The following is a 17,536-nucleotide window of genomic DNA, read 5'->3' as shown; positions in this document are numbered from 1 at the left end:
TCGGGACAACCGGGCCGTACCGGCGGGGAACGAAGTACCGCTATATGAGATCTTCCGTGAATCTTGGGTCAATCTCGCGATGTGGACCGCAGGCGTGCGCTCTTCGGAAATTCCGGGCATGGGGCCGTCGTTCGTTCTTGTGACGCCGCCGTCCGTTCTCGTGACGCCGTCGTCCGTTCTCGTGGGGCGACCGCTCCGTTCTTGTGGAATCACTACAAGGACCAGGGGCACCTCAGGTAACCAATCCCACTCGCCCGTCCCCGGCACCGTCAGGTAGAAAGGTGCGTTACACCCCTCATCCGGGGCCCAGAGCGCGTGTGCGGCGCGCTCGCGTGTCTGTACCTCCCTCCGCCGACAGGCGGGGCACAGGCGCGGTGCCCGCCCACTTCTCAACCAGGAGTGGACACCCTCAACTGATGATTTAAGACTTAAGGGGTAAGACAAGTGGCAGCGGAGATCGTCAATCCTCGCAGCGACAGCAATACGGGTCACGAAGGCGCTGAAGAGCCCTTCGATCCGGCGTTCGCGCTGCACCGTGGCGGCAAGATGGCCATTGAGGCCACTGTGCCGGTGCGGGACAAGGACGACCTGTCCCTGGCGTACACGCCCGGCGTCGCGAAAGTGTGCACCGCGATCGCCGAGCAGCCGGAGCTGGTGAACGACTACACATGGAAGTCGAACGTCGTGGCCGTGGTCACCGACGGCACGGCCGTGCTCGGTCTCGGTGACATCGGTCCCGAGGCCTCCCTCCCCGTGATGGAGGGCAAGGCCATCCTGTTCAAGCAGTTCGGCGGCGTGGACGCGGTTCCGATCGCGCTCGCGACGACGGACGCGGACGAGATCGTCGATACCGTCGTGCGGCTCGCGCCGTCCTTCGGCGGCGTGAACCTCGAGGACATCTCGGCCCCGCGCTGCTTCGAGATCGAGCGCAAGCTCCAGGAGCGGCTCGACATTCCCGTCTTCCACGACGACCAGCACGGCACGGCGGTCGTGACGCTCGCCGCGCTGCGGAACGCGGCGCGGCTGACCGGGCGCACGCTCGGCGAGCTGCGCGCCGTGATCTCCGGCGCGGGCGCGGCCGGTGTCGCCATCGCCAAGTTCCTGCTCGAGGCGGGCCTCGGCGATGTGGCGGTCACGGACCGCAAGGGCGTCGTGAGCCGGGACCGGGACGACCTCACGCCGGTCAAGCGGGAGCTCGCGGAGATCACCAACAAGGCCGGTCTCAGCGGTTCGCTCGAGAGCGCGCTCGCTGGTGCGGACGTGTTCATCGGCGTCTCGGGCGGCACCGTCCCCGAGCCCGCGGTCGCCTCCATGGCGCCGAACTCGTTCGTGTTCGCCATGGCCAACCCGAACCCCGAGGTGCACCCGGACATCGCCCACAAGTACGCGGCGGTCGTCGCGACGGGGCGTTCGGACTACCCGAACCAGATCAACAACGTGCTCGCCTTCCCCGGCATCTTCGCGGGGGCGCTGCAGGTGCGGGCCTCGCGCATCACCGAGACGATGAAGATCGCCGCGGCAGAGGCGCTGGCCAGTGTGGTGGGCGAGGAGCTGTCCGCCGACTACGTGATTCCCTCGCCGTTCGACGAGAGGGTCGCACCGGCGGTCACCGCGGCGGTGGCTGCTGCCGCCCGCGCGGAGGGTGTCGCCCGCCGCTGAGCGGTGCGCTCGACCATGTGACCACGCCCCCGTCTCGTACGCACGTGTTGTGTACGGGGCGGGGGCGCGGCGCGTGTCACGTCGCAGGGGCAGGGGCAGGGGCAGGGGCAGGGCAGGGGCAGGGCAAGGGCAGGGCGTGGTGGGACGTGGGTGTGGAGCGCGGCGCGTGTCACATTCGTGCGTGGTTACGTACGGGTAGGCCCGCGGCCTATCGTCGCCTCATGTTCGCCGCCTACGCCGCCCGCATCGACCGTGACCAGCCGCTCAGTGGCCTTGAGTTGGGGGAGCGTCCCGCCCCCGATGCCAGGCCCGGCTGGTCGACCGTGAACGTCCGGGCCGCCTCCCTCAACCATCACGACCTGTGGTCCCTGCGCGGGGTCGGTCTCCCCGAGGGGAGGCTGCCGATGATCCTCGGCTGCGATGCCGCGGGCATCGACCAGGACGGCAACGAGGTCGTCCTGCACTCCGTCGTCGGCCAGACCGGGTACGGGGTCGACCCCGGCGAGGGCCGCTCGATCCTCACCGAGAAGTACCAGGGGACGTTCGCCGAGCAGGTCTCCGTGCCCACGTGGAACCTGCTGCCGAAGCCCGCGGAGCTGTCCTTCGCCGAGGCGGCCTGTCTGCCGACCGCGTGGCTCACCGCCTATCGCATGCTCTTCACCAATGCCGGTGTGCGCCCCGGGGATTCCGTCCTCGTCCAGGGCGCCGGTGGCGGCGTCGCCACGGCCGCGATCGTGCTCGGCAAGGCGGCGGGGCTCCGGGTCTTCGCCACGAGCCGTGACGAGGCCAGGCGGAAGCGGGCCCTGGAACTCGGCGCGGTGGAGGCCGTCGAATCCGGTGCGCGTCTTTCGCAGCGGGTGGACGCCGTCATCGAGACGGTGGGGGCGGCGACGTGGTCGCATTCCATCAAGTCCCTCAAGCCGGGCGGCACGGTGGTGATCTCGGGTGCGACCAGCGGTGACCGTCCCTCGCACGCGGAGCTGACCCGGGTCTTCTTCCTGGAGCTGAAGATCGTCGGTTCGACGATGGGGTCCAAGGACGAACTGGAGGACCTGCTGTCCTTCTGCGCCGCCACGGGCGTACGTCCCGTCATCGACGATGTCCTTCCGCTGGACCGGGCGCGGGAGGGCTTTGAACGCATGGAGTCCGGCGAGCAGTTCGGAAAGATCGTGCTGGAGGTCTGAAGCTTTGGAGGTCTGAAGCTCTGGAGGCCTGGAGGCCTGGAGGCCTGGAGGCCTGGAGGCCTGGAGCTGTGGAGCTGTGGAGGGCTGGAGCTGTGGAGGTCTGAAGTTCTGAAGCCGCCCTTCGGTGTCAACTTTGATTGACGCGCCCCCGTTGTCAATGTAAGTTGACATGCATGACCGAAGCTACGGATCTCGCCGAGCGCGCGGGTGATCGCGATCCACGAGTCGGGCTGCGGGCCGTCTCCGCACTGCGGAGGCTGGTGGAGCAGTTGGAGGCCGTGCAGGTGCGCAGTGCGCGTCAGCAGGGCTGGTCGTGGCAGGGAATCGCCGCGGAGCTCGGAGTCAGTAGGCAGGCCGTGCACAAGAAGTACGGGAGGCAGTGATGTTCGAGCGGTTCACGAAGGACGCCCGCGCCGTGGTCAAGGGTGCGGTCGAGCATGCCGAGGGTGAGGGTGCGGGCTCTGTCGACGACGGGCACATGCTGCTCGCGCTGCTCGACCGCGAGGCGAGCCGGGCGTCCTTCGCCCTGGCCTCGCTCGGGGCCACGCGCCGCCGGGACTCGATCGAGGAGGCGCTCGGCGAGGCGCGACGCCGCGGGGGCCTCTCGCAGGCCGATACGGAAGCGCTGGCCGGGCTCGGCATCGACGTGTCCGAGATCGTCTCCCGGGTCGAGGAGGCCCATGGCGTGGGCGCGTTGGCGGGCGGCGGGCGCGAGGCCGGGCGGCCCGGTCGCGGCTGGACCGGGCGCCGGCCTTTCACCCGTGAGGCCAAGGACACCCTGGAGAAGTCCCTGCGCATCGCCACCGCCCGCCGGGACCGGCACATCGGCGACGAGCACATCCTGTTCGCCCTGACCGTCTGCCCCGGCCCCGTCAGCGAGGTGCTCGCGGACCACGGGGTGACCCATGAGTCGGTGGAGAGGGTGCTCTACGGGGCGGGCGACGTGGGCGGTACGGGTGGCGTGGGCGGTACGGACAGCGCGGGCGCCGCTTAGCCCGACGGGCGCGGGCGGTTCGACGGGCGCGGGCGGTTTGACGGACCCGGGTGGTCCGACGGACCCGCGTGGTCCGTCGGGCGCCCGGGTCACGCCTTCGGCGTGCGCAGTGTCGCGGCGATGTGGGCCGCCGCCGACGACAAGTGGCGCCGGGTGTCGCGGAGTTGGTCCTCCGTCACACCGTGGTCCCGGGCCGCGTCCCGGATGTCGTCCCGGAAGCGGTCCAGGAGGCGGTCCAGGTCACGTGCCGGATTGCCGGTGGTGTCCTCCTGGGCCCAGTCCGGGAGGTACTCCGTGGGGACCTCGTCCTCGCGGGCGCCCGTGAACTTGGGCTCCTCGGTGGTGGATCGCGTCCCCTTGCGGCCCCAGTCCTTGCCCGCCTCCTTGCCGAACTCGCCGAACTCCTTGGCCAGTTCCGTCAGCCCCTCGCGGACCCCCGTCGGCCAGTCGCCCCGCGCGAAGTGGTCCTGCACCTGGTCCTGGACGCGCCGTGCGATGCGCTGCACTTCCTCCTGCGCCTGGGCGCGTGCGGTCTCCTGCGCGTCCTGGGCCTGGCGGCGAGCGCGCTGGGCGTCCTCACGGGCCCTGCGGGTCTCGTCCTTCGCGCGTCGCGCCTGCTCCTTCCACTCCTGCTTGGCGCGCTTGAACTCCTCCTTGGCCTGGCGCCAGCCCTCCTTGTCGCCCCAGGAGCCGTCGAAGAAGTCGGCGGGGTCGGGGAAGGGCTTGCCGGAGCCGGCGCTGCTCCTGCCCTCGGACGCGCCGGACGCGCCGCCGGACGCGCGCGCCTCCTTGGCGGCCTCCCGCATCTCGCGGCGGAGCTCACCGGCCGCGCCCCGCACGCCGTCCCGGATCTCGGCGGCCAGCTCGGCGACGGAGTCGCGGATCTCCAGCTCCAGGTCGGCCAGCTCGCCGCTGCGGTCGGCCAGTTCGGCGCGGCCCGCGTCCGTGATGGCGTACACCTTGCGGCCGCCCTCTGTGGTGTGCGTGACCAGGCCCTCGGCCTCCAGCTTCGCCAGGCGCGGGTAGACCGTGCCCGCCGAGGGGGCGTAGAGCCCCTGGAAACGCTCCTCCAGGAGGCGGATCACCTCATAGCCGTGGCGCGGGGCCTCGTCGAGGAGCTTCAGCAGATACAGGCGCAGTCGGCCGTGGGCGAACACGGGGGCCATGTCAGAGCACCTTCTTGTCGGTCGGGGCGGCATCGTCGGCCGGGGGAGTGTCCTTGGGGGACGCGGCCGGTGGGGCCTCGTCGAATGGATCTTCCTCCGTCGGTGGCCTGCGCAGCAGCGCGATGGACCCCGAGACCGTCGTCGCCTTGAGCTTTCCGCTGCCCGTGCCGAGGCGGCCGGTGATCCTCTTCGCTCCCCACTGGCCGCTGACCCGCAGATCCTCGAACGCGTTGGACACGTTGCCGCTCGCGGTGTTCGCCTCCACGTCCGCGTCCGTCGGATGGGGCAGCCGGATCGCGATCTCGCCCGAGACGTTCGTCAGGCCGATGTCGGTCGGGGCACCCGCCGGGTCGAGGTCCACGATCATCGAGCCGCTCACCGATTCGGCCCGAACGGAGGAGCCCGCGCCCTCGAAGACGGTGAGGTCACCGGAGACCGAGTGGAACCGCAGGTCGCCCGTGATGCCCTGGGCCTCCAGGTTGCCCGAGACCGTGTCGGCGCGGACCGGGCCCGCGAGGCCGACGAGGGTCGTGTCGCCGGTGACGCCCTTGATCTCCGTGCGCCCCTCGATCCCCGAGACCACGGCGTTCGCCCCGACCACGCCCACCTCGACGCGGGTGCCCGCGGGGACGGCCAGGGAGACCACCACGCTGCGGCGCCAGCCTTTGCGGTCGAGCCACTTGAGGAAGCCCCGCCAGGGCAGGTCGTCGTACACCACCGACAAGGTGCCGTCCGCGTGCGTGACCGTCAGGGGCGGCCCTTCGATCTCGGAGACCTCGAGCCGGGCGGAAACTTCGTCCGTGCCCACGACGTTCACTGTTCCGTTGACGACGCGCACGTGGAGTGTCGTCACGGGGGCGTCGAACGTGAGCTTCCTGGGCTCGGCGACTGACCACTCTGACATCGGGCCGACCTCCTCGGGTGAGCTGATCAACGCGCCATATCGCGTCTCTGAGATACACGATATATCGCGGAAATGGAAAGTCAAGACACCGTCACCTCTCTGCGCTGAATATGGTGATTTGATCTAGCGTGGGGACATGTCGTCCGATGCTTCCGAGCGTGCTTCCGCCTCCGAGCGTGCCGCCGCCGGTGCGCTGCTGCTCTGCCGGGCCGAACCCGATGGGGTCGAGCCCGCCGCCCGCCTGTTGCGCGAACGGATGCTGCTCGCTCCTGCGGGGCGCGGGTGGAGCGTGCTCGTGCCCGAGGGCAAGCCCTGGGTGCACGGTGACGAGCCGGTGGACCGGGTGCTGGCGGGGTGGGCCACCGCGCTCGCCGTCGGGTCGACCTGGCCGGTGCTCGCGCTGTGGTGGGACTCCGACCGCTCCGGCTGCACTCTCGCGGCGGGCTTCCGGCGCACCGTCGAATACGTATGGCTGGCGAACGGGACGCCCGTCGGCGAGGACGAGGCGCTGCGCACCTTTGCCGCGCGGCTCGGCCTCGATCCCGTCCTCGATCTGCAGTCCCTGGAGCCCCTGGGACGCCCCGACACGGAGGCCGACGCCCGCGCCCGGCTCCTGGCCCTGCTCGCCGTCCTGGCGCGGGCGGGAGTGGCGCTGCCGACCGGCCTCGGACCCGGGGAGCCCGCGGACCGGCTGCGTGCGGTGGCGCGGACGGTGCGGGGAGTGCGGGAGATCGAGTGGTCCGGATGGCGGGACGCGGTCCGGGCGGAGCTTGACGTGGTCGAGCGGGGTCGCCTCGGGCCGTGGCTGCGGGGCCCCAGGGCTCGCGCCCTCGCCGTGGCGCAGCTGGCCGCCGGGCTGCCGCTGGCGGCGTGGGCCGTGCGGCGGCGCAGCGGGGGATGGGCCGTGGCGGGCGCGCTGCTGATGGTGCACGGTTCGCTGGGGTTCGCGTACGACAGAGTGCGGGCGGCTGACGCCGGGGCCGGGGCCGGGGCCGGGGCCGGGGTCGGGGTCGGGGTCGGTGTCGGTGTCGAGCGGGGCTGAGCGAGGAGCGGCCACATCATGCGGGCGTCGTCGGCGAGGCGCCGCCCCTGACGCGTCCTACTCGTCGTGCCCGTCCTACTCGTCCTCGTCCTCGTCGTCCAGACGGGCCAGCCAGGTCGCGAGGCGCTCGACCGGGACCTCGAAGTCGGGGTTGAGGTCCACGAAGGTGCGGAGCTGCTCGGCGAGCCACTCGAAGGTGACCTCCTCCTCGCCGCGCCGCTTCTCAAGCTCCTCGATGCCACGGTCGGTGAAGTACAAGTCAGGCTCCGCGATGGGTCGGTCGATGCAGTCGAAGTGGTGAGTACGTCCAGGATAAGCCGGTACGCCGGTGGGCCCGGCTCCGGGTGACAAGCACTCGGGGCCGGGCCCACCGGTGTGAACGAACCGCTGAGACCTACGCCTCGAAGACCTCGCGCAGCAGCGCTTCCTGCTCCTGCTCGTGGCGCTTCTTCGAACCCACCGCCGGGGACGAGCCGTGCGGCCGCGAGATGCGGCGCAGGCGCTCGCCGTGCGGGATGTCCGCGCCGACCGCCAGGTCCAGGTGGTCGATGAGGTTGAGGGCGATGAAGGGCCATGCGCCCTGGTTCGCCGGCTCCTCCTGCGCCCACAGGTACTTCTCGGCGTTCGGGTACTTGGCGATCTCCGCCTGGAGCTCGGCACCCGGCAGCGGGTACAGGCGCTCGATGCGGATGATCGCGGTGTCCGTGACCTCGCGCTTCTTCCGGTCGGCCTCGAGGTCGTAGTACAGCTTGCCGGAGCAGAAGACGACCTTGCGGACCGCCGACGCCTCGACCGAGTCGTCGCCGATGACCGGGCGGAAGCCACCCGATGTGAACTCCTCCGTCTTCGAGGCCGCCGCCTTGAGGCGCAGCATCGACTTCGGGGTGAAGACCACCAGCGGCTTGTGGTGCGGGTTGTGCACCTGCCACCGCAGGAGGTGGAAGTAGTTCGACGGCAGGGTCGGCATCGCGACCGTCATGTTGTTCTGCGCGCACAGCTGGAGGAAGCGCTCGATACGGGCGGACGAGTGGTCCGGGCCCTGGCCCTCGTAGCCGTGGGGCAGCAGCAGCGTGACGCCGGAGTGCTGGTTCCACTTCTGCTCGGCGGCCGAGATGTACTCGTCCACCACCGTCTGCGCGCCGTTGACGAAGTCGCCGAACTGCGCCTCCCACATCACGAGGGACTCGGGACGGGCCAGCGAGTAGCCGTACTCGAAGCCCATGACCGCGTACTCGGAGAGGAGCGAGTCGTAGACGTTGTAGCGCGCCTGGTCCTCGGAGAGGTACAGGAGCGGCGTGAAGTCCTCGCCCGTCTCACGGTCGATGAGGACCGCGTGACGCTGGCCGAACGTGCCACGGCGCGAGTCCTGGCCCGAAAGCCGGACCGGCGTGCCCTCCAGGAGCAGCGAGCCGATGGCGAGGGTCTCGCCCATGCCCCAGTCGATCGTGCCTTCCTCGACCATCGACATGCGGCGCTGCAGTTGCGGCAGCAGGCGCGGGTGGACGGTGACCCGGTCGGGGATGTTGACCTGGGACTCGGCGATCCGCTTGACGACCTCCTGGGAGATGGAGGTGTCGACGTTCACCGGGAACTCGGCCTCGGGTGCCGGGACCTCGGCCTCGGCGGGCTGCGAGATGGCCTCGCGGACCTCCGTGAAGACCTTCTCCAGCTGCCCCTGGAAGTCCTGCAGGGCCTGCTCGGCCTCTTCCAGGGTGATGTCGCCGCGACCGATGAGGGACTCGGTGTAGAGCTTGCGCACCGAGCGCTTCTTGTCGATCAGGTCGTACATCAGGGGCTGCGTGAACGCCGGGTTGTCCGACTCGTTGTGGCCGCGGCGGCGGTAGCAGATGAGGTCGATGACCACATCCTTGTTGAACGCCTGGCGGAACTCGAAGGCGAGGCGCGCGATGCGCACGACGGCCTCGGGGTCGTCGCCGTTCACGTGGAAGATCGGCGCCTCGATCATGCGGGCCACGTCGGTGGCGTACATGGAGGAGCGCGACGACTCCGGGGCGGCGGTGAAGCCGACCTGGTTGTTGATGACGATGTGGACCGTGCCGCCCGTGCGGTAGCCGCGCAGCTGCGACATGTTGAGCGTCTCGGCGACCACACCCTGGCCCGCGAAGGCCGCGTCACCGTGCAGGGCGACCGGCAGGACCGTGAAGTCCGTGCCGCCCTTGTTGATGATGTCCTGCTTGGCGCGGACGATGCCCTCGATGATCGGGTCGACCGTCTCCAGGTGGGACGGGTTCGCGGCGAGGGAGACGTTGATCTGCTCGCCGTCCAGGCCGGTGAAGGTGCCCTCGGCGCCCAGGTGGTACTTCACGTCGCCGGAGCCGTGCATGGACTTGGGGTCCATGTTGCCCTCGAACTCGCGGAAGATCTGGGCGTACGACTTGCCCACGATGTTCGCGAGGACGTTGAGGCGGCCGCGGTGGGCCATGCCGATGACGACCTCGTCCAGGCGGGACTCCGCGGCGCTGTCGATGACGGCGTCGAGCAGCGGGATGACGGACTCGCCGCCCTCCAGGGAGAAGCGCTTCTGGCCGACGTACTTCGTCTGCAGGAACGTCTCGAAGGCCTCGGCGGCGTTCAGCCTGCGCAGGATGCGCAGCTGCTCCTCGCGCTCGGGCTTCGTGGCGTGCGTGCGCTCGATGCGGTCCTGGAGCCACTTGCGCTGCTTCGGGTCCTGGATGTGCATGAACTCGATGCCGGTGGTGCGGCAGTACGAGTCGCGCAGGACGCCCAGGACGTCGCGCAGCTTCATCATCGACTTGCCGGCGAAGCCGCCGACCGCGAACTCCCGCTCCAGGTCCCACAGGGTGAGGCCGTGCTCGGTGATGTCCAGGTCGGGGTGCTTGCGCTGCTTGTACTCCAGCGGGTCCGTGTCGGCCATGACGTGGCCGCGCACCCGGTAGGAGTGGATCAGCTCGAAGACGCGGGCGGCCTTCGTGACGTCGTCGTCGTGCGAGGCGTCGATGTCCTTGAGCCAGCGGACCGGCTCGTAGGGGATGCGCAGCGCCTTGAAGATCTCGTCGTAGAACTCGGACTCGCCGAGCAGTAGGTTCGCGACGATGCGCAGGAACTCGCCGGAGGCGGCGCCCTGGATCACCCGGTGGTCGTAGGTCGACGTGAGCGTCATGACCTTCGAGATGCCGAGCTTGTTCAGGGTGTCCTGGGACGTGCCCTGGAACTCCGCGGGGTAGTCCATCGAGCCGACGCCCATGATGACCGACTGTCCGGGCATCAGGCGGGGGACCGAGTGGACGGTGCCGAGGCCGCCGGGGTTGGTCAGCGAGACCGTGACGCCGGTGAAGTCGTCCATCGTCAGCTTGTTGTCGCGGGCGCGACGGACGATGTCCTCGTAGGCCTGCCAGAACTCGAAGAAGTTCAGCGTCTCGGCCTTCTTGATGCCCGCGACGACCAGCTGGCGGTCGCCGTTGGGCTTCACCAGGTCGATCGCGAGGCCGAAGTTCACGTGCTCCGGCTTGACCAGGGTCGGCTTGCCGTCCTTCTCCACGAAGGAGTAGTTCATCGACGGCATGGCCTTGATGGCCTGCACCATCGCGTACCCGATGAGGTGCGTGAAGGAGATCTTCCCGCCGCGGGCGCGCTTGAGGTGGTTGTTGATGACGATGCGGTTGTCGAAGAGCAGCTTCACCGGGACGGCGCGGACCGACGTGGCCGTCGGGACCTCCACCGAGGCGTTCATGTTCTTCGCGACCGCGGCGGCGGGGCCGCGCAGCGTCACGTATTCAGGTCCTGCCGGGGCCTCTGTCGCGGGCTCCGCCTTGGCGGCGGGCTTCGCGACTGCGGGCTTTGCGGCGGGGGCCGGGGCCGCTGCCGCGGGCTTCGCGGCCGGAGCCGCGGGGGCTGCCGGAGCGGCGGGCGCAGCCGGAGCGACTGCGGGTGCGGCGGGGGACGTGGTGGCCGCGGCCCCCGCGGCCGCGTCACCCGCCGGCTTGGCCGGAGGGGCGGCGACGGTCGCGCCGGCTCCTGGCTTGTAGTCGGCGAAGAAGTCCCACCAGGCTCGGTCGACCGAATTCGGGTCCTGGAGGTACTGCTGATAGATCTCGTCGACGAGCCACTCATTGGGACCGAAGGCCGCAGCAGGGCTCTTGCCTTGCCCGTCTTGGTCGGTCGAGATGCTCGAGCTACTGGGGGACTGTGACGACACGGCGGTAACCGCCCTCTTCCGCTTCACAAGGTGATGGACAGCGGGAATTAAGGCTACGCCTCCATCGCCGCCAGGTGCAGACCGGCCCCGTCATCCGTCGCGTAAGTCACACTGGATGGAGGGTTTCGGCGACGTAAATGGCGGGAAACAAGCGAGGTTCTGCAACGCCAGATGGCCGCGCGGGCTCTGCCCGGCGCGGCTGCGTCACCCGAGCGCGCTTCCGATGCGCCCGCGAATCGCTTCCTTTTCGAACCCTACGTCAACTTCGCACTTCGGGCTGGCCCGGAAGGGTGACCTGGATGCGGCAGCCGCGAGGGGATTCGGCCACCCCGATGTGTCCGCCGTGCAGATCGACCGCCCAGCGCGCGATGGCGAGCCCGAGCCCGGTGCCGCCGTCGCTGCCGGGTCCCTGCGGCGGGGTGTTGGCGTGGCTGCCGCGGTTGAAGCGCTCGAAGACCCGGTGCCACTCCGACTCCGGGATGCCGGGGCCCTCGTCGAGGACCTCCAGGTCCAGGGACTCGGGGTAGAGGCCGCGCCGGGCGCGTACGGTGACGCGGCCGTGCGGCGGGCTGTGCTTGACCGCGTTGTCGATGAGGTTGGCCACGACCTGGTGCAGCCGCTCCGCGTCCGCGTGCGCGGTCAGCTCGGGCGGCGTGACGTCCAGGTGCAGATGCACGTCCGTACGCGTGTGGCTGCCGGAGCCCGACGCGATGCCCGCGCGGGCGGAGGCCACCATGTTGGCCTCCTTCAGGACGCCCGACAGGTAGGGCCACACCTCGAAGCGGCGGGCCCGCAGCGGTACGACGCCGTTGTCCAGGCGGGAGAGGTCGAGCAGGGTCTCCACGAGCCGCCCGAGGCGCTCCGTCTGCTTCAGGGCCGTACGCATGGTCTCCGGGTCGGCGGCGGAGACTCCGTCGACGACGTTCTCCAGGACCGCGCGCAGGCCCGCGATGGGGGTGCGCAGCTCGTGCGAGACGTTGGCGACCAGTTCCTTGCGCTGCTGGTCCTGGGCCTCCAGGTCGTCCGCCATGCGGTTGATCGTGGTGGCCACGTCGCCCAGCTCGTCCCGGCGGTCGGCGCCGCGCACCCGGCGCGTGTAGTCGCCGTGCGAGACGGCGCGCGCCACGGAGTTCATCTCGTCCAGGGGCGCCGTGAGGCTGTGCGCCACGAACTGCGTGATCAGCAGCGTGGCGATCACCGAGAAGACGGTGATGAAGCGCAGCTCCGTCTCCGTCTTCATCGCCACCATCAGCAGACCTGTGGTGATGAAGACCGAGACGACCACCAGGGTGCCGAGCTTGGTCTTGATGGAGAACGGCCGCAGGCCGCCGAAGGGCCCACTCATCGGATGGCCCGCCTCACGGGTTCGGGGTCTCCAGGGCGTATCCCACGCCGTGCACCGTACGGATCCGCTCGGCGCCGATCTTCCGGCGCAGCGCCTTGATGTGGCTGTCCACGGTCCGGGTGCCCGACGCGTCCGCCCAGTCCCACACCTCGGCGAGCAGCTGCTCGCGCGAGAGCACCGCACGCGGGGTGTTGGCCAGGCAGACGAGCAGGTCGAACTCCGTCGGCGTCAGATGTACGTCCTCGCTGCGGACCCTGACCCGGCGCTGAGCGTGGTCGATCTCCAGCTCGCCGAGCCGCAGGATCCCGCTGCGCGGCGTGGTCGCGGCGAGCGCGGCCCGCTCGACCCTGCGCAGCAGGACGTGCACGCGGGCCGCGAGCTCCCGCATGGAGAACGGCTTGGTCATGTAGTCGTCGGCGCCGACGCCGAGCCCGACCAGCATGTCCGTCTCGTCGTCGCGAGCCGTCAGCATGAGGACCGGAACCGGCCGCTGGGCCTGGACCCGACGGCACACTTCAAGCCCGTCGAAGCCCGGCAGCATGATGTCCAGGATCAGCAGATCGGGCTGCCAAGCCTGTGCGGTGTCGACCGCCGAAGGACCGTCCACCGCTGTTTGCACTACGAAACCCTCGGCACGTAGCCGGGCGGCGATGGCGTCGACGATCGTCGGGTCGTCCTCGACCACCAGAACCCGGCGCTGGGCGCCTGGCATCGCCGCCGTCGCACCGTTGTGGGAGGTGTGTGTCTGCTCCATCGCCCGCCCCTGACACTGATCGCTTGTGTTCGACCAGCAGGGTACGGGTCGCGAAGGCACCTCGGCTACGCAGCGCTTACGCCGAGATGAACCACGTCGGGTACGCCTCGGGCAACGGTGACCTCTTCCGTCCGTACCGACTGGAATCCGGCATTCCGTAGAGCGTCGTCGAAAGCGGACGAGGGCTGGGCGGACCACACGGCGAGCACTCCGCCGGGGTTGAGGCGAGCCTGACAGGCCGCCAGACCGGCGGGAGAATAGAGGGAGTTGTTGTCCTCCGTCACCGTCCAGCCCGGGCCGTTGTCGATGTCCAGACAGAGGGCGTCGTACGTTTTCCTGGTGCCGTCGAAGGAGTCGGCGCCGGACAGATGGGCCACGAGGTCTGTGTGCAGGATCTCCGTACGCGGATCGGCGAGCGCGGCGCCGGAGAGCTCGGCCAGCGGGGCATCCGCTCCCGAACGGTGCCAGTCGATGACGGCCCGCTCGCGCTCCACGACGGTGATACGGCCCCAGCGCCGGTCGGCCGCCGCGTGGGCGAGGGAGAAACCGACGCCCAGACCGCCGATGAGGATGTCCGGCTCCGGACGCCCGTCGAGCGCGTCGTACGCCGCGTCGACGAGCAGCCGCTCCGAGCGGCCGTCCGAGGTGTCCATGAGGAAACAGCCGTTGGCGATGATCTGCAGAAGCGCTCCGTGGCGCCGCAGCACGACCTCGCCGTACGGCCCCTCGCGTCGGTCGATGACGACGGGGGCTGTGGTGTCGGTGCGCATGTCCGCCAGCGTATGAGTGCGGGCGCGGCCTCGTGGGGAGACTCGGAACGCGGCGCGGTCCGATGCGGACGCATCTGTGACCTGTGAGGTTGATGTGATTCGCGCTACACGTGGCCCGGATCATGGACAGCACCCGAAAAGGCGGCCGAGGGTGGATGCAAAGGCGGACGGAACAAAAGGAGCGCCTCACCGTGAACCGGAGTGTGCAGGCTGCCCCCGAGGCGCCCGAGGAGACCGCCCCGCCCGGCCTTGACGGCATCCCGCGCCAGCGGGAGCACGGGCCCGGGGCGGCCGAGACGACTGCCCCCGAGCCTCGGGCGGCGAACGGCGCTGCCCCTCAGGACCGCCTGAGCCGCCCACGCCTGGGCCTGAGCCGCCCGAGCCTGGGCCTGAGCCGCCTGAGCGCCAGCCGCCCGCGCCCCTGGCGCCTCCTTCCGACCCCCACGGGTACGCCCTTCACCTTCGGCTACGCCGCGATCCTCGCCGCGACGTCACTCCTGACGCAGCACGCGGACCCGTCCCTGATCTCGACCCTGCACCGGCACTCCAGTACGGACGTCGCGCACCTGACGCAGGAGCCGTTCCTCGTCCTGGTGGCCAGCGCGCTGTGGATCGCGGGCGGCATCGCGTCGCCGTATGCCATCGGCTTCCTGCTGGTCCTCACGGCCCTGGAGCGCCGCATCGGCGCGCTGCGCACGGCGGGCGTCTTCCTGCTCGGCCACATGGTGGCCACGCTCGCGACCGAGGTCCCGGTCGGTCTCTCGGTCCTCGCGGGCCGTCTTCCCGACAGCTCGCTGCACCGGCTCGACTACGGCATCAGCTTCGGCGTCGCGGCGAGCGTCGGCGCGCTGGCGGGACTGTTCAGGCCGTGGCTGCGGTGGCTCGTGCTCGCCGGGTTCGGCGGGATGCTGCTCGACGACCTGATCGCGTTCACGGACCCGATGACGAACTGGGGCCATCTCCTCGCGCTCTCGCTCGGTGTCGCCACGTGGCCGCTGCTGCGGCGCCGCCCGCCCGCGTTCAAGTGATCGCTCACAGCGAACACCCCTTGGGGAACATTCAAGGACTCATGAGCATTGAGTCCACATAGCTCAACTTGAATGCCGAAGGGGAGATCATGACTTCTGAGTCCAAGGCGTCCACACCACTTACGCTGCCCGTGCTGCCGCTCGACGACGAGGTTGTCCTGCCCGGCATGGTGGTTCCGTTCGACCTGTCCGACACCGACGTACGCGCCGCCGTCGAGGCGGCCCAGGCGGCGGCCCGCTCCACTGGCAGCAGCAAGCCGCAGGTCCTTCTTGTTCCGCGTATCGACGGGACGTACGCCGCGACCGGTGTCCTCGGCACCGTCGAACAGGTCGGGCGTCTCTCCGACGGCGACCCCGGCGCCCTCATCCGCGGCCGTTCCCGGGTGCGGATCGGCGCCGGGACGACCGGGCCCGGTGCCGCGCTCTGGGTGGAGGGGCTCAAGGTCGAGGAGACCGTGCCCGATCCGCTGCCCGGCGCCGTCTCCGAGCTGGTCAAGGAGTACAAGGCTCTCGCCACCAGCTGGCTGAAGAAGCGGGGCGCCTGGCAGGTCGTCGACCGCGTCACGCAGATCGACGACGTCTCCGCCCTTGCCGACAACTCCGGATACTCCCCCTTCCTCTCCACCGAGCAGAAGGTCGAGCTCCTGGAGACCGATGACCCGACCGCCCGCCTCAAGCTCGCCACCGAGCAGCTGCGCGAGCACCTCGCCGAGCAGGACGTCGCCGAGTCCATCGCCAAGGACGTACAGGAAGGCGTCGACAAGCAGCAGCGCGAGTTCCTGCTGCGGCGCCAGCTCGACGCCGTGCGCAAGGAACTGCGCGAGATCAACGGGGACAGCAAGGACGCAGCCGAGGAGTCCGACGACTACCGCACCCGCGTCGAGGCGGCCGACCTCCCGGAGAACGTCCGCGAGGCCGCCCTCAAGGAGGTCGACAAGCTGGAGCGCTCCAGCGACCAGTCGCCCGAGGGCTCCTGGATCAGGACCTGGCTGGACACCGTTCTCGAACTCCCCTGGAACGAGCGGACCGAGGACGAGTACGACATCAAGGGCGCCCAGAACATCCTCGACGCCGAGCACGCGGGTCTGGAGGACGTGAAGGAGCGCATCACCGAGTACCTCGCGGTGCGCAAGCGGCGCGCCGACCGCGGCCTCGGGGTCGTCGGCGGGCGTCGGGGCGGCGCCGTGCTCGCCCTCGTCGGACCGCCTGGCGTCGGAAAGACCTCGCTCGGCGAGAGTGTCGCGCACGCCATGGGCCGCAAGTTCGTGCGGGTCGCGCTCGGCGGCGTACGCGACGAGGCGGAGATCCGCGGACACCGTCGTACGTACGTGGGGGCGCTGCCCGGACGCATCGTGCGGGCCATCAAGGAGGCCGGGTCCATGAACCCGGTCGTGCTCCTCGACGAGATCGACAAGGTGGGCTCCGACTTCCGCGGCGACCCGGCCGCCGCCCTGCTCGAAGTCCTCGACCCGGCGCAGAACCACACCTTCCGCGACCACTACCTGGAGGTCGAGCTCGACCTGAGCGACGTGGTGTTCCTGGCCACGGCGAACGTCATCGAAGCCATCCCCGAGGCACTGCTCGACCGTATGGAGCTCGTGCGCCTCGACGGATACACCGAGGACGAGAAGGTCGTCATCGCCCGCGACCACCTGCTCCCGCGCCAGCTGGAGCGGGCGGGCCTGAAGGCGGACGAGGTGACCCTGGACGAGAGCGCGCTGCGCAAGCTCGCGGGGGAGTACACCCGGGAAGCGGGCGTACGGAACCTGGAGCGGTCCGTCGCGCGGCTGCTGCGCAAGGTCGCTGCCAAGCACGAACTGGGCGAGCAGGAGCTGCCGTTCACGGTCGGCGACGACGATCTGCGCGGTCTCATCGGGCGCCCGCACCACGTGCCCGAGTCGGCGCAGGACCCGGCCGAGCGGCGTACGGCGGTGCCGGGCGTGGCGACCGGGCTCGCGGTCACCGGCGCGGGAGGTGACGTCCTCTTCGTCGAGGCGTCGCTCGCCGATCCGGAGACCGGCGCCGCGGGACTCACCCTCACCGGTCAGCTCGGCGACGTGATGAAGGAGTCCGCGCAGATCGCGCTCTCCTTCCTGCGCTCGCGCGGGGCCGAACTGGAGCTGCCCGTCGCCGACCTGAAGGAACGCGGCGTGCACATCCACTTCCCGGCGGGCGCGGTCCCCAAGGACGGGCCGAGCGCGGGCGTCACCATGACGACCGCACTCGCGTCGCTGCTCAGCGGGCGTCTCGTCCGTACGGATGTGGCCATGACCGGTGAGGTCTCGCTGACCGGGCGGGTCCTGCCGATCGGCGGCGTCAAGCAGAAGCTGCTCGCCGCGCACCGCGCCGGGATCACCACGGTGATCATCCCGAAGCGGAACGAGGCCGACCTGGACGACGTCCCGGCCGAGATCCTGCAGAAGCTGGACGTGCACCCGGTGACGGACGTCCGCCAGGTGCTCGAACTGGCCTTGACCGAGGCCGAGGTGAGGGTTCCGGCCGCCGCGTGACGG

The 17,536-nt window shown here is 70.2% G+C and carries 14 protein-coding genes; 7 read left to right on the top strand and 7 right to left on the bottom strand.

Annotated elements, in window-relative coordinates:
- The first annotated feature begins 444 nt into the window (after positions 1-444).
- From ACZ5CR_RS12500 to ACZ5CR_RS12485, 4 genes are all read left to right on the top strand, one after another.
- A complete protein-coding gene (locus ACZ5CR_RS12500; RefSeq protein ID WP_468856538.1) occupies positions 445-1,659 on the top strand; it encodes an NAD(P)-dependent malic enzyme in 1,215 nt (404 codons plus the stop codon).
- A 221-nt stretch (positions 1,660-1,880) separates the two neighbouring features.
- Complete coding sequence (locus tag ACZ5CR_RS12495; protein WP_468856536.1) at positions 1,881-2,843, top strand: zinc-binding dehydrogenase; 963 nt, start codon at positions 1,881-1,883, stop codon at positions 2,841-2,843.
- A gap of 173 nt (positions 2,844-3,016) precedes the next feature.
- Positions 3,017-3,226, top strand: a complete 210-nt coding sequence (locus ACZ5CR_RS12490; RefSeq protein ID WP_160507185.1) for a helix-turn-helix domain-containing protein — start codon at positions 3,017-3,019, stop codon at positions 3,224-3,226.
- Positions 3,226-3,837, top strand: a complete 612-nt coding sequence (locus ACZ5CR_RS12485; protein WP_468856533.1) for a Clp protease N-terminal domain-containing protein — start codon at positions 3,226-3,228, stop codon at positions 3,835-3,837. Before ACZ5CR_RS12490 ends, ACZ5CR_RS12485 begins: the two co-directional genes overlap by 1 nt.
- 89 nt (positions 3,838-3,926) lie before the next feature.
- Here ACZ5CR_RS12485 and ACZ5CR_RS12480 read toward each other — a convergent pair whose 3' ends face one another.
- Both ACZ5CR_RS12480 and ACZ5CR_RS12475 read right to left on the bottom strand, forming a co-directional pair.
- The gene (locus ACZ5CR_RS12480) at positions 3,927-5,003 is read right to left on the bottom strand and encodes a PadR family transcriptional regulator (RefSeq protein WP_468856530.1); all 1,077 of its coding nucleotides are present in this window, start codon (positions 5,001-5,003) and stop codon (positions 3,927-3,929) included.
- A 1-nt stretch (position 5,004) separates the two neighbouring features.
- Positions 5,005-5,907 carry a DUF4097 family beta strand repeat-containing protein gene (locus tag ACZ5CR_RS12475; RefSeq protein WP_468856527.1) on the bottom strand — a complete coding sequence of 301 codons (903 nt, stop codon included), beginning with the start codon at positions 5,905-5,907 and terminating at the stop codon, positions 5,005-5,007.
- Positions 5,908-6,043: 136 nt separating this feature from the next.
- Here ACZ5CR_RS12475 and ACZ5CR_RS12470 point away from each other — a divergent pair, with 136 nt between their 5' ends.
- Positions 6,044-6,949: a hypothetical protein gene (locus ACZ5CR_RS12470; RefSeq protein WP_468856524.1), complete on the top strand. Its 906-nt coding sequence runs from the start codon at positions 6,044-6,046 to the stop codon at positions 6,947-6,949.
- Between the two features lie 75 nt (positions 6,950-7,024).
- Here the strand turns inward: ACZ5CR_RS12470 and ACZ5CR_RS12465 are convergent, their stop codons facing one another.
- The 5 genes from ACZ5CR_RS12465 to ACZ5CR_RS12445 all read right to left on the bottom strand — a co-directional run bounded on the left by ACZ5CR_RS12465 (position 7,025) and on the right by ACZ5CR_RS12445 (position 13,995).
- Positions 7,025-7,207: a DUF6104 family protein gene (locus ACZ5CR_RS12465; RefSeq protein ID WP_003961784.1), complete on the bottom strand. Its 183-nt coding sequence runs from the start codon at positions 7,205-7,207 to the stop codon at positions 7,025-7,027.
- 136 nt (positions 7,208-7,343) lie between these two features.
- On the bottom strand, positions 7,344-11,126 hold the full coding sequence (locus ACZ5CR_RS12460) for a multifunctional oxoglutarate decarboxylase/oxoglutarate dehydrogenase thiamine pyrophosphate-binding subunit/dihydrolipoyllysine-residue succinyltransferase subunit (protein ID WP_468856521.1): 3,783 nt from the start codon (positions 11,124-11,126) through the stop codon (positions 7,344-7,346).
- A 259-nt stretch (positions 11,127-11,385) separates the two neighbouring features.
- Positions 11,386-12,471: a HAMP domain-containing sensor histidine kinase gene (locus ACZ5CR_RS12455; protein WP_389903260.1), complete on the bottom strand. Its 1,086-nt coding sequence runs from the start codon at positions 12,469-12,471 to the stop codon at positions 11,386-11,388.
- Positions 12,472-12,484: 13 nt separating this feature from the next.
- Positions 12,485-13,225: a response regulator transcription factor gene (locus ACZ5CR_RS12450; protein WP_468856517.1), complete on the bottom strand. Its 741-nt coding sequence runs from the start codon at positions 13,223-13,225 to the stop codon at positions 12,485-12,487.
- A gap of 65 nt (positions 13,226-13,290) precedes the next feature.
- Positions 13,291-13,995 (bottom strand): spermidine synthase family protein, encoded by a 705-nt coding sequence (locus tag ACZ5CR_RS12445; protein WP_468856514.1) that lies wholly within the window; start codon positions 13,993-13,995, stop codon positions 13,291-13,293.
- A 191-nt stretch (positions 13,996-14,186) separates the two neighbouring features.
- Here ACZ5CR_RS12445 and ACZ5CR_RS12440 point away from each other — a divergent pair, with 191 nt between their 5' ends.
- The gene (locus ACZ5CR_RS12440; protein WP_468856511.1) at positions 14,187-15,023 is read left to right on the top strand and encodes a rhomboid-like protein; all 837 of its coding nucleotides are present in this window, start codon (positions 14,187-14,189) and stop codon (positions 15,021-15,023) included.
- An 89-nt stretch (positions 15,024-15,112) separates the two neighbouring features.
- On the top strand, positions 15,113-17,533 hold the full coding sequence (lon, locus tag ACZ5CR_RS12435; protein WP_468856508.1) for an endopeptidase La: 2,421 nt from the start codon (positions 15,113-15,115) through the stop codon (positions 17,531-17,533).
- The last annotated feature ends 3 nt before the right edge of the window (positions 17,534-17,536 follow it).

This window comes from Streptomyces sp. NPDC031274 (genome assembly GCF_055570235.1).
Note: the sequence above shows the minus strand (reverse complement) of the source record. Positions and strands in the feature narration are given on the sequence as shown.

Excerpts from the sequence above, each read along its gene's own strand:
- lon (WP_468856508.1), top strand. The coding sequence starts at position 15,113 with ATGACTTCTGAGTCCAAGGCGTCCACACCACTTACGCTGCCCGTGCTG.
- ACZ5CR_RS12480 (WP_468856530.1), bottom strand. The coding sequence starts at position 5,003 with ATGGCCCCCGTGTTCGCCCACGGCCGACTGCGCCTGTATCTGCTGAAG.
- ACZ5CR_RS12450 (WP_468856517.1), bottom strand. The coding sequence starts at position 13,225 with ATGGAGCAGACACACACCTCCCACAACGGTGCGACGGCGGCGATGCCA.
- ACZ5CR_RS12475 (WP_468856527.1), bottom strand. The coding sequence starts at position 5,907 with ATGTCAGAGTGGTCAGTCGCCGAGCCCAGGAAGCTCACGTTCGACGCC.
- ACZ5CR_RS12490 (WP_160507185.1), top strand. The coding sequence starts at position 3,017 with ATGACCGAAGCTACGGATCTCGCCGAGCGCGCGGGTGATCGCGATCCA.
- ACZ5CR_RS12445 (WP_468856514.1), bottom strand. The coding sequence starts at position 13,995 with ATGCGCACCGACACCACAGCCCCCGTCGTCATCGACCGACGCGAGGGG.
- ACZ5CR_RS12495 (WP_468856536.1), top strand. The coding sequence starts at position 1,881 with ATGTTCGCCGCCTACGCCGCCCGCATCGACCGTGACCAGCCGCTCAGT.
- ACZ5CR_RS12470 (WP_468856524.1), top strand. The coding sequence starts at position 6,044 with ATGTCGTCCGATGCTTCCGAGCGTGCTTCCGCCTCCGAGCGTGCCGCC.
- ACZ5CR_RS12485 (WP_468856533.1), top strand. The coding sequence starts at position 3,226 with ATGTTCGAGCGGTTCACGAAGGACGCCCGCGCCGTGGTCAAGGGTGCG.
- ACZ5CR_RS12455 (WP_389903260.1), bottom strand. The coding sequence starts at position 12,471 with ATGAGTGGGCCCTTCGGCGGCCTGCGGCCGTTCTCCATCAAGACCAAG.